Genomic DNA, 10438 nt, shown 5'->3' with positions numbered 1-10438 from the left:
GCCGCCTCAAGGACTGGAGGAGGGTCGCGACACGATATGACAAGCTCATGCTGAACTTTACAGCCACATGCTATATCGCTGCCATCGTCACATGGTGGCTCAATTGAGTCTGGACCCTAGAGCGCCGTGCGCCTTCTTGGGCGCACAAAGGTCGCTCTAACACTCTATATTTACAGCATAATTCCTTAAACTGATTCAGGTTTAAGGAATTATGCAGTAGGCGCTGATAAAATGGATCAGCAGTCCTTCTGACCGGACGCCCAGCGATTGATGTCCTTGGCAATGCGGCCGCCATGCGCCTGTTGCATCATCGGACCAAAAGCCTCGATGCGGGCAGGGTTGCCTTGGGCTTGGACAACAAGCAGTGGCCGTCCTGCCAAATTGCGCGAAGACACCACCAGAAAACGTGGACGCCCGGTAAACGAGTTGAGTTCCGGTGCAAGTGTATAGCCGCGGAAATCCTTATCCTTGGATTTGAACCAGCAGCTGTTTGCCCCAAGTGCTATGCGCTCCATGGTCGGAAGTGCTGCCTTATTGGAATCGATAGAAACGGGGCCGGGTGCAGGCTTCGGCGTACAAGCTGCAAACAGTGCAAGCGCTGGAAGTGCTACAAGCGCAATGGTCTTATTCTTCAAGGAAGACTCCATCAGAACGTTTTCAGCAGAGCCATCAAGGGTTTGGCTGGCCGATAAACGCGTAGAAACAAGATATTAAGGCATTTCCTGCAAGAGCGCGAAGCGGTTTTGTGGGAGGTAAATGCGCAAGAACAAATAGTTAAAGCGCATGTTTAAAGAATGCGCTTAGTATTGGTTGGGATAACTCAGGCAAGCTGCGGCATGAAAGCCTTCAACCCGTCATTCATTTCATTCCAGATAAGTTCGAACACCGGATCCTGCTTTGCTTTCACCGCATATGTGTCGAATTTTGGGTAAGCTTCCAGCAAATCTGATTTTCCAGAAAGCTTCTTCAGCGGTTCCATGAGAAACCGCACAGGCACCAGCCACGCATCGGCGAGCGTTGGCGCATCGCTAAGCGCAAAAGCCTGATCGGTGAGCCGTGATTCAACCACACTTAAACCTGTACGAAGCTTGGTGAACAGTCGATCAATGGTGGCGTCGTCCTTCTCAGGCTTGCTGAGCAGAATAAACAGCTTCATCGCTGGCCCGAGCACTTCGAGTTCAGTCACGCGTGCCAAAAGCCGAATGAGCGCACGCTCCCGGGGACTACCGGGCAGAACAGGCGTTTCTGGAAAATGGTCTTCCAGATATTCGGCGATAATGGCTGCTTCAAATAGTGTCTCTCCAGAGCCGGTTATCAGCACCGGAACACGCTTTAAAGGCGTCACATGAATGAAGTCTTCTGGAAACGGATAGGGAAGGTTAATAGGTTTGAACGGTAGTTCCTTGAGATAAAGAACACCACGTACAAAAGCGGAATAGGGGGAGAGTGGGCGTGAATATAGCTGCATCGATATCGTTCCCCGATTCGGTTTATTCAGGAAGTATCTGACGATCAAGCTGCCATGAATTTTTGTGCAAGGCTAGGCCCTGAGAACGGAGTTCTCATTTGCCAGCTCAATTGAACCGTCCGATTTAAGGCAATAAAAAATGGCCGCCGTTTTGCAACGAAGGCCATTTGATCTGTTTATCAGCGGCTAATCGCTTAGGCAGCGATACCGAGAGCGCCTGCAAAAAGTGCGCGGCCATCATCTCCGCCATGTGCACCTTCAATCAGGTTTTCAGGATGAGGCATCATGCCAAGGACGTTGCCGCGCGCATTGACGATGCCTGCGATATCGTTGACCGAGCCGTTTGGATTTGTCCCGTCCGCATAACGGAATACAACCTGACCTTCACCTTCGATACGCTTGAGCGTTTCGTCATCAGCGAAGTAGTTGCCGTCATGATGGGCGACAGGGCAACGGATGATCTGGCCAGGCTGATAACCACGTGTGAAGGCGGTATTGGCGTTGCTGATTTCAAGCTTCACTTCACGGCAGACGAACTTCAGCGAAGTGTTGCGCATCAAAGCGCCCGGCAGCATTCCGGCTTCGACGAGAATCTGGAAGCCGTTACAAACGCCGATGACCATTATGCCCTTATCGGCCTTTTCGCGAATAGCTTGCATAATGGGCATGCGGGCTGCAATTGCACCACAACGCAGGTAATCGCCGTAGGAGAAGCCACCTGGGATGAGGATCAGATCAACATCGTCGGGGATGCTGGTATCAGTCTGCCAGACGGTTACAGGCGCCTGACCAGAAATCTTTGTTATGGCCGCAATCATATCGCGGTCACGATTAAGGCCGGGAAGAAGAACGACTGCTGCTTTCATGGCGTTTTACGTCTCTTTGAATTTGAGTGCCCTTCAAAACCGCTCATCAGCTGTTCTGAAGGCGCGCAAGAAATAATCTGAATCCGCAGCCTGTCAGCCAATGACGATCGCGTAATCTTCAATAACCGTGTTGGCGAGCAGCTTCTCGCACATGGCCTTGAGATCGGCTTCAGCTTTTGCCTTGTCCGAGCCTTCGAGTTCGAGATCGAAGACTTTGCCCTGACGGGCAGAATTGATGCCTTCGAAACCCAGGCTACCGAGCGCGCCTACAATGGCTTTGCCCTGTGGGTCGAGAACGCCGTTTTTCAGTGTAACGGTGACGCGTGCCTTGATCACTGAGTAGTACCTGCTGATCTAGAGCATTTCCAGCAAAAGTGCGAAGCGGTTTTGCGTAGGATAATGCGACAAACAAAATTACTTAGAGCGTTTCGCATGGTTCAGTTAAAACAGTAAACGCTCTCGCGTAACAACAATGAAAACAGCCCGGAACGCGAGTTGCCGGGCTGTGCGGATTTTACTTCACAAGCGTAGGGCCGGAAGGACGAGGCGTTTCGTTCTCGTTCATAATGCCGAGACGGCGCGCCACTTCCTGATAGGCCTCAACCAGCCCGCCCATATCGCGGCGGAAGCGGTCTTTGTCGAGTTTGTCATTTGTGGTGACATCCCAAAGACGCGCTGAGTCTGGCGAGATTTCGTCGGCGACGACGATACGCATCATATCGCCTTCGAACAGACGGCCGCACTCCATCTTGAAGTCAACAAGCTGGATGCCAATGCCAAGGAACAGGCCGGTGAGGAAGTCGTTGACGCGAATGGCAAGAGCCATGATGTCGTCGATTTCCGCAGGGCTTGCCCAACCGAAAGCTGTAATATGCTCTTCGGTGACCATTGGATCGTCGAGCGCGTCTGCCTTGTAATAGAACTCGATGATCGAGCGTGGCAGAACAGTGCCTTCTTCGAGGCCGAGGCGCTTTGACAGCGAACCGGCAGCAACATTACGCACAACAACCTCAAGCGGAATGATTTCCACTTCCTTGATCAGCTGCTCACGCATGTTGAGACGGCGGATAAAGTGGGTTGGAATTCCAATGCGGTTAAGCTGGGTGAAAATGTGCTCGGAGATGCGGTTATTCAACACGCCTTTTCCGTCAACAACTTCATGCTTCTTCGCGTTAAACGCGGTTGCGTCATCCTTGAAGAATTGGACAAGCGTACCGGGCTCAGGGCCTTCATAAAGAATCTTGGCCTTGCCCTCGTAAATACGGCGGCGACGGTTCATGGCTTTTCTCGGATTTCCAAAAATGTGATGATCGGCTTTTGCCGCTATTCTCGCGGGCTACGTATAGCAATTGTGGGCTTTTAACAATCCTGCTTTGTACCCGTTCCCCCGTTTTAAGTGATTCAGAGCCGGATAAATCAAGAAAGTGTTGTTTGGCTCTTGTATAATCTTGCGCCCCTTGCCAGCTTTAGGCAAGAGAACGGATGACGACCTCGCATAACTTAGAGCGTGTTGAATTTTGGGATAAGTCTCAGTACACGCGCTAAGCATTTGTTTTGCTGCATTGTCTTATGCAAAAGTTTAACTGCTTTTGCAGGAAATGCTTAAAGTCTTGGGAGCTGTATTAATGACCACTGGCATGGATGACCGCCGCAACGCTTTCGAAAGCAAATTCGCACTTGATGCGGAGTTGCGCTTCAAGGCAGAAGCTCGCCGCAACAAGATTCTTGGTCTCTGGGCCGCAGAATTGCTTGGCAAGCACGATGTAGACGCTGATGCCTATGCTCGTGAAGTTGTTGCAGCTGATTTTGAAGAAGCGGGTGATGAAGACGTCTTCCGCAAGCTGCGTGCTGATTTCGACGCGGCGAGTGTGAAAGTGACGGACGAAACCATTCGCGAGAAGATGTTTGCTTTCCTCGAGGAAGCAATTCAGCAGGTCCAAAAGGACTAAATGATATTCAGGGGCGGAAATGCAAAGCGCATTTTCGCCCTTATCATTTGGAGCGTATCCCGAAAAGCGGGAGCCGGTTTTCGGAGAAAGATGCGCGTAAAAACAAATAGATAGAACATTTCCATTGTTTCAGTCTAAACAGGAAATGCTCTTGAGTAGGGGAATAAGCATGTCTTTGTCTTCGCGTCTTCGTGCCGGAGAAACAGTTCTTTCCGCATGGTCATCCTTGCCGGAAATACTGACAGTTGAGGTTTTGGCTCACAGTGCTCTTGAGGCTGTAACGCTTGATATGCAGCACGGTGGCCATGATGAGCAAAGTGTGCTGCGCAGTCTTGGGTTGATCCTGAACGCAGGAAAGCCACCCGTCGTTCGTATTCCGGTTGGGCGTTTTGATATGGCAAGCCGTGCGCTCGACTTTGGCGCTCAGGCTGTAATCGCGCCAATGATCAACTCGGTTGAAGATGCACGCAGATTTGCAGCAGCGATGAAATATCCGCCGGTTGGTGAGCGTTCGTGGGGCGTTTTCCGAGCCAATGCCGATTACGGCGCGCCAGGTTCGAATGACTATCTCGTGACGGCCAATCAGGACACGCTGGCTTTCGCGATGATTGAAACGCGCGATGCATACGACGCACTTGATGCGATTCTCGATGTACGCGGTATTGATGGCGTATTCGTTGGTCCTGCCGACTTCTCGATTGCCTGGAGCAATGGCCGCGAAGCCAATCCGGATTCCGAAGCAATCATCGAGCCGATTAGTATCATTGCACGCAAGGCAGCTGCTGCAGGGAAATTTGCAGGCATTTACTCGCCTTCGGCAGAATTCGCACGTCGCTATATTCCGCTTGGCTTCCAGTTTCTGACATTAGGAAATGACGGCGGCTACATTCGCCTCGGTGCCAAGACGCTTGTGGATGCTGTTCGCGCATAAGAAAAAAGCGGCAGATGGATTGTCATCTGCCGCTTTTAAACTGGATATGAATCTATTTAATCAGATGTACTTATAACTTATTGAATTAGTGATGTTTTACAGGTTGCAGCTGGGTCATGAATTCAGCAAAAACCATTGAGCCTTCAGGCCATGGGCCGTGGCCTGATTCCGAATTGATGTGCCCGGATTCACCTGCATCTATCAACATCGCGCCCCAATCCTTCACAACCTCTTCTGCGGCTTCAAAGCTTGAGAACGGATCGTTGCGACTGACGACTGTGATCGTCGGAAAAGGCAAACGCTCACGCGGATAAGGACCAAAGGTCATAAGATGCTTGGGCCGGATCTTTTCATTTGAGACGTCCGGTGGTGCCACAAAAAATGCGCCAGCAATCTTATGCTGAATGTGCGGCATGGCGTGAAGCGCGGTCGCGACACCCAGTGAATGCGCGACCAGAACAATAGGCTTTGTGGCCTCATTGGCCGCTTTCACAAGCTGTGCGACCCAATCGTCCTTTACGGGTTTCGACCATTCGGCCTGCTCGACACGCTGAGCCGTCGAGAGTTTGCTCTCCCAACGGGTCTGCCAGTGATCGGGGCCGGAATTGGTGTAGCCGGGGATAATGAGGATATCTGTGTCTTTGACTTTCATGCCTCCTATTTAGAGGCGATTTTGCATGTCTTCAAGCTTGCTAAAGCGTGTCGCGCTCAAATGGATTCATTTGAGCTCCCGCGAACATGCGACAGTTAAAAGAATTTAGAGCGAGCGCCATGGGTGCGATTAAGCGGGACACGCTCTAATTGCATAGCGCGAAAAGTATTAAGCGCCTTGGTATAAGACGGGTACTCGAAGATGACTGACGCAAATGATGAACAGCTTGTTCGATGATCGCTATCTTGTGAAACGCTCCCCAAATTGTGATCTTTGGCGAGAAGATAACTACGGAGAGGATGTAACGACTATGGTCATCAGCAGAAGAACTATGCTTGGTTCTGCAGGCGCAGCCGTTATGAGCAATATTCTTTCCGCGCGCGCAGAAATGCCGCCGAAGGAGAATGAAATGACTGAGACGCTGAAGACGGCCACCACCGAAAAGGTCGTTTCCAACAACACTGCAAAAAACGCACCTTTGCCCTTCGCAATGACGACACCAGTACGTGTAGCGCGTGTTGGTCTTAAGGCGCGCGATGCTGAAGGCCTTGCAGAGTATTATCGCAACGTTGTGGGTTTGCGGGAGATGACACGCCGTGGCGCTTCCATTGTTTTGGGCGCCGGTGATCGCGAACTGATGGAAATCGAACAGTTTTCCGCGGCTAAACCTGATGATCCACGCAGTGCAGGTCTTTATCACACGGCATTTCTGTTGCCGACACGTGGTGATCTCGCACGCTGGTCGCGTCGGGCTATCGACAAGCAGTTGCCCGTTGCCGGTGCATCCGACCACAATGTCAGTGAAGCAATTTATCTGACCGATCCAGAAGGGAACGGCATCGAAATCTATTCCGATCGCCCACACAATACCTGGCAGTGGAACGGTGATCGCGTGAAAATGGGTACCGATGCGCTTGACGTTAAAGACCTTCTCGATGTTATCGATCGTGAGGGCGGTGAATGGAACGGTGCGCCACAGAATACCGTCATTGGTCATGTCCACTTGCGCGTGGGCAATGCAAAGGATGCCGAAGCTTTCTGGCATCAGCAACTGGGCTTTGATACCGTGCAGACCTATGGCGACAAGGCAGTTTTTTTGTCTACGGGTGGATATCATCACCACATCGGCGCAAATGCCTGGCAGAGCTCTGGTGCTGGTAAACGTGATCAGGACCGCACTGGCCTTGGATGGGTTGAGATGGAAGATACGCGAGGCGGCAATAACCGCGCCTTTGAAGACCCATGGGGCAATGTAATCAATACGATCAAAACAAGCGCCTGATTTGAAATATTAAAAAGCCCCATGTTTACAAAAACATGGGGCTTTTTTCGGATTCAGTTTATCAGCGATATTTTTTTATGCGTGCCGAAAATCGTGGCTTGCGAGAACCGGAGCGGAGCGTACTGTGAGGTACGTAAACTCCGGAAGCGCAGAAAGACGCGATTTGCAGGCCGCCAGAGCCTAAATCTTATCCAAATACCCGCTTGAAAATCGTATCGACATGCTTGGTATGATAGCCGAGGTCAAACTTTTCGCGGATTTGTTCTTCTGAAAGCGCCGCACGCACTTCCTGATCGGCCAGCAGTTCCTCGAGGAAATCTGCGCCCTGTTCCCAAACGCGCATCGCATTGCGCTGCACGAGGCGATAGGAATCCTCGCGGGAAACACCAGCCTGTGTAAGAGCCAACAGCACGCGCTGTGAATGCACGAGACCACGGAATTTGTTCATGTTCTTGAGCATGTTGTCTGGATAGATCACCAGCTTTTCAACAACACCAGCCAGACGGTTCAGCGCGAAATCAAGCGTGATGGTGGTGTCCGGACCAATCGCACGCTCAACGCTCGAATGCGAAATATCGCGTTCGTGCCAGAGAGCGACGTTTTCCATGGCGGGAACAACCGACATGCGAACCAGACGGGCGAGGCCGGTCAGGTTTTCGGTCAGAACAGGGTTACGCTTGTGCGGCATAGCGGACGAGCCCTTCTGGCCGGGTGAGAAGAACTCTTCTGCTTCCAGAACTTCTGTGCGCTGCATGTGACGGATTTCGATTGCAACATTTTCAATCGACGAAGCGATAACGCCAAGCGTTGCAAAGAACATGGCATGGCGGTCGCGCGGGATAACCTGCGTTGAAACTGGCTCAGCTTCGAGACCGAGCTTTTCGCAGACATATTCTTCAACGCGTGGATCGATATTGGCGAAGGTGCCAACAGCACCCGACACCGCACCGGTTGCGATTTCGGCGCGGGCTGCAACGAGACGAGCACGGTTACGCGACATCTCAGCGTAGAAACGTGCAAATGTGAGACCCATTGTTGTCGGCTCGGCATGAATGCCATGGCTGCGACCAATACGAACGGTATCCTTATGCTCGAAAGAACGCTTTTTGAGCGCTGCAAGCACGCGGTCCATGTCAGTGAGAAGCAGATCAGCGGCGCGTACGAGCTGCACATTCAGCGTCGTGTCGAGCACGTCCGAAGAGGTCATACCCTGATGCACAAAGCGGCTGTCCGGGCCGATGAATTCAGCAAGATGCGTCAGAAATGCAATGACGTCATGCTTGGTGACGGCTTCGATTTCATCGATGCGCGCAACGTCGAACTTTGCAACGCTACCCTTTTCCCAAATGGTCTTGGCAGCTTCCTTTGGGATTACGCCCAGTTCAGCGAGCGCTTCGCAGGCATAGGCCTCAATTTCGAACCAGATACGGAATTTGGTTTCGGGAGACCAGATGGCGACCATTTCTGGTCGGGAATAGCGCGGGATCATGGGCATATCCTGTTTTGGCGGCCCGTCTGCCGGGCTGCAGGTCTTGGGTAAAGGGAATGCGCGGTGTTTAGCAGAGCGCAAGGCTCTGCTCAACGCACTCGCCCCGGGAAAATAGTTCAGCGTGCTGCTTCTGCGGCTTGGCGAATGGCTGCGATGTTGGCGCGGTAGGTTTCTACCGAGTTACCCTTGTAGACAGCAGAACCGGCAACAAGAATATTTGCACCTGCAGCAACAACCGATCCAGCGGTTTCAGGCGTAATGCCACCATCCACTTCAATGTCGATTGGACGGTCACCGATCATATCACGCACGCGCTTGATCTTGTCGAGCATAGGCGCAATGAACTTCTGACCACCAAAGCCCGGATTGACCGTCATGACGAGAACGAGGTCAACGTCATCGATCACATTTGTCAGAGCCTCGACAGGGGTAGCAGGGTTGAGCGCCAGACCAGCCTTTTTGCCCAAAGCACGGATGCTCTGAAGCGAGCGGTGCGTATGCGCGCCAGCTTCGGCATGGATCGTGATCAGATCGCAGCCTGCATCAGCGAAGTGCTCGAGATAGGGGTCGCAAGGCGCAATCATGAGATGCGTATCGAAGAAAGCCTTGGTGCGCGGACGAATGGCTTTTACCACCTGTGGACCAAACGTGATGTTTGGCACGAAATGACCGTCCATGACGTCGATATGAATCCAGTCGGCACCCGCTTCAAGCACGGCATCAACTTCTTCTCCAAGACGCGCAAAGTCAGCGGACAAAATGGATGGGGCGATAGCGATAGGACGCATGTTTGTCTCCCTTGCAGGATGTTTTCACATCATAAAATAAAAATGCGCTCGGCCAAGGTGGGCCGAACGCACATATTTAGTTGGTCAGCCCCAACGCTTGTGGAACCACATCCACTGGCCGGGATATTCGCGTACCCAGCCTTCAACGGTGTCGTTGAGAAGCTGAGCGGTCGCGGCAACATCGATTTCGCCTTTTTCGTCGCGTGGCAGCTCCATGCGCTCTTTGAGTTCGAGCCGATAGCGACCGCCAGGCAAACGAATGCAGCGCGCCGGATAGACATCACAATCATATTGACGTGCGAGCTTTGCCAAGAGCGGATTGGTCTTGACCGGTCGGTCGAAAAAAGTCGAGGGAACGCCGCGTTGGAACTTCTGGTCCACCAGCATGCCGACGTTGCCGCCGCTGTCCAGAACGCGGGCAAGCGACCAGGCGGCACCAGCCTTTGATGGCACCAGATGACCCATATTGGTTTTGCGCGCTTTGAGAACGGTCTTCGCAATATAGGGATTGTTCGGCGGACGGAAGAGGGCCGTCACATCAAGACCAAACGTACCGGCACAGATCGGCAGAAGCTCGAAATTGCCGGTATGCGCGGTGAAGAAGATATGCGGCTTGGTCTCGTTGCGGAGACGCTCGAAAATCGGAATGCCGTCAACTTCGATCAGGCCCGGCTCGGTCGCATTGGGCTCAAAATCGAAGATCGCATCGAGGAAGATATATTCCGCAAAAAGACGCGCCATCGAATCCCACATTTCGACGGCGATCTTTTCAATTTCAGCATCGCTCTTCTCAGGATAGGCAAGGCGCAGATTGTTGGTTGCAACCTTGTGCCGTGGCGTCAGCGGTCCCACCTTGCGCGCGAACCATGCAGAAAAGCGGATCGCGCTTTTAGCAGGCAACAGACGCAGCAGGGCCAGAGCCAGAAACACTGCCTGCGCCCAAAGCCAGTAGTTGAACTGCTTGAGTTTACGCGACCATTTGAAGAGAAGAAGCTTGAACTTGAACATCAAAA

Annotated in this window: 12 protein-coding genes and 1 pseudogene; 4 read left to right on the top strand and 9 right to left on the bottom strand. The window is 52.3% G+C overall.

The annotated features are described in order from the left end of the window. Positions 1-107: pseudogene (locus OIV19_RS12260) on the top strand (IS5/IS1182 family transposase); the annotation flags it as partial. 129 nt (positions 108-236) lie between these two features. Here the strand turns inward: OIV19_RS12260 and OIV19_RS12255 are convergent. The 5 genes from OIV19_RS12255 to purC all read right to left on the bottom strand — a co-directional run bounded on the left by OIV19_RS12255 (position 237) and on the right by purC (position 3613). Continuing rightward, positions 237-635, bottom strand: coding sequence for a hypothetical protein (locus OIV19_RS12255; protein ID WP_095447878.1), 399 nt, complete (start codon positions 633-635; stop codon positions 237-239). A gap of 185 nt (positions 636-820) precedes the next feature. After that, entirely contained in the window at positions 821-1468 is a 648-nt protein-coding gene (locus tag OIV19_RS12250; RefSeq protein WP_095446469.1) for a glutathione S-transferase family protein, read from the bottom strand. A 194-nt stretch (positions 1469-1662) separates the two neighbouring features. Then, positions 1663-2334, bottom strand: coding sequence for a phosphoribosylformylglycinamidine synthase subunit PurQ (gene purQ / locus OIV19_RS12245; RefSeq protein WP_151096058.1), 672 nt, complete (start codon positions 2332-2334; stop codon positions 1663-1665). Between the two features lie 93 nt (positions 2335-2427). After that, positions 2428-2670 carry a phosphoribosylformylglycinamidine synthase subunit PurS gene (gene purS / locus OIV19_RS12240; RefSeq protein WP_094576949.1) on the bottom strand — a complete coding sequence of 81 codons (243 nt, stop codon included), beginning with the start codon at positions 2668-2670 and terminating at the stop codon, positions 2428-2430. Positions 2671-2848: 178 nt separating this feature from the next. After that, positions 2849-3613 carry a phosphoribosylaminoimidazolesuccinocarboxamide synthase gene (gene purC, locus OIV19_RS12235; protein ID WP_095446471.1) on the bottom strand — a complete coding sequence of 255 codons (765 nt, stop codon included), beginning with the start codon at positions 3611-3613 and terminating at the stop codon, positions 2849-2851. Positions 3614-3959: 346 nt separating this feature from the next. Between purC and OIV19_RS12230 the strand changes: the two genes are divergently transcribed. Next, complete coding sequence (locus OIV19_RS12230; RefSeq protein WP_264231812.1) at positions 3960-4283, top strand: DUF1476 domain-containing protein; 324 nt, start codon at positions 3960-3962, stop codon at positions 4281-4283. A gap of 163 nt (positions 4284-4446) precedes the next feature. Next, entirely contained in the window at positions 4447-5214 is a 768-nt protein-coding gene (locus OIV19_RS12225; RefSeq protein ID WP_264231817.1) for an HpcH/HpaI aldolase family protein, read from the top strand. An 85-nt stretch (positions 5215-5299) separates the two neighbouring features. Here OIV19_RS12225 and OIV19_RS12220 read toward each other — a convergent pair whose 3' ends face one another. Beyond that, positions 5300-5866 carry an RBBP9/YdeN family alpha/beta hydrolase gene (locus OIV19_RS12220; protein ID WP_264231811.1) on the bottom strand — a complete coding sequence of 189 codons (567 nt, stop codon included), beginning with the start codon at positions 5864-5866 and terminating at the stop codon, positions 5300-5302. A gap of 310 nt (positions 5867-6176) precedes the next feature. Here OIV19_RS12220 and OIV19_RS12215 point away from each other — a divergent pair, with 310 nt between their 5' ends. Next, complete coding sequence (locus OIV19_RS12215; protein WP_264231810.1) at positions 6177-7148, top strand: VOC family protein; 972 nt, start codon at positions 6177-6179, stop codon at positions 7146-7148. Between the two features lie 187 nt (positions 7149-7335). Here OIV19_RS12215 and purB read toward each other — a convergent pair whose 3' ends face one another. From purB to OIV19_RS12200, 3 genes are all read right to left on the bottom strand, one after another. Beyond that, a complete protein-coding gene (purB, locus tag OIV19_RS12210) occupies positions 7336-8637 on the bottom strand; it encodes an adenylosuccinate lyase (RefSeq protein ID WP_264231809.1) in 1302 nt (433 codons plus the stop codon). 116 nt (positions 8638-8753) lie between these two features. After that, the gene (rpe, locus tag OIV19_RS12205; protein WP_264231808.1) at positions 8754-9425 is read right to left on the bottom strand and encodes a ribulose-phosphate 3-epimerase; all 672 of its coding nucleotides are present in this window, start codon (positions 9423-9425) and stop codon (positions 8754-8756) included. Positions 9426-9509: 84 nt separating this feature from the next. Further along, positions 9510-10436, bottom strand: coding sequence for a lipid A biosynthesis lauroyl acyltransferase (locus OIV19_RS12200; protein ID WP_264231807.1), 927 nt, complete (start codon positions 10434-10436; stop codon positions 9510-9512). Positions 10437-10438: the final 2 nt, after the last annotated feature.

Origin of the sequence: Brucella sp. HL-2, assembly GCF_025846885.2 — a bacterium.
GTDB lineage: Bacteria > Pseudomonadota > Alphaproteobacteria > Rhizobiales > Rhizobiaceae > Brucella > Brucella quorumnocens.
The sequence above is the reverse complement of the archived record's forward strand: the minus strand, read 5'-3'. Positions and strand labels throughout refer to the sequence as shown.

Bases quoted from the DNA above. Each gene is read 5' to 3' on its own strand.
- OIV19_RS12230 (WP_264231812.1), top strand. From the start codon at position 3,960: ATGACCACTGGCATGGATGACCGCCGCAACGCTTTCGAAAGCAAATTC.
- purQ (WP_151096058.1), bottom strand. From the start codon at position 2,334: ATGAAAGCAGCAGTCGTTCTTCTTCCCGGCCTTAATCGTGACCGCGAT.
- OIV19_RS12215 (WP_264231810.1), top strand. From the start codon at position 6,177: ATGGTCATCAGCAGAAGAACTATGCTTGGTTCTGCAGGCGCAGCCGTT.
- rpe (WP_264231808.1), bottom strand. From the start codon at position 9,425: ATGCGTCCTATCGCTATCGCCCCATCCATTTTGTCCGCTGACTTTGCG.
- purB (WP_264231809.1), bottom strand. From the start codon at position 8,637: ATGATCCCGCGCTATTCCCGACCAGAAATGGTCGCCATCTGGTCTCCC.
- purC (WP_095446471.1), bottom strand. From the start codon at position 3,613: ATGAACCGTCGCCGCCGTATTTACGAGGGCAAGGCCAAGATTCTTTAT.
- OIV19_RS12250 (WP_095446469.1), bottom strand. From the start codon at position 1,468: ATGCAGCTATATTCACGCCCACTCTCCCCCTATTCCGCTTTTGTACGT.
- OIV19_RS12220 (WP_264231811.1), bottom strand. From the start codon at position 5,866: ATGAAAGTCAAAGACACAGATATCCTCATTATCCCCGGCTACACCAAT.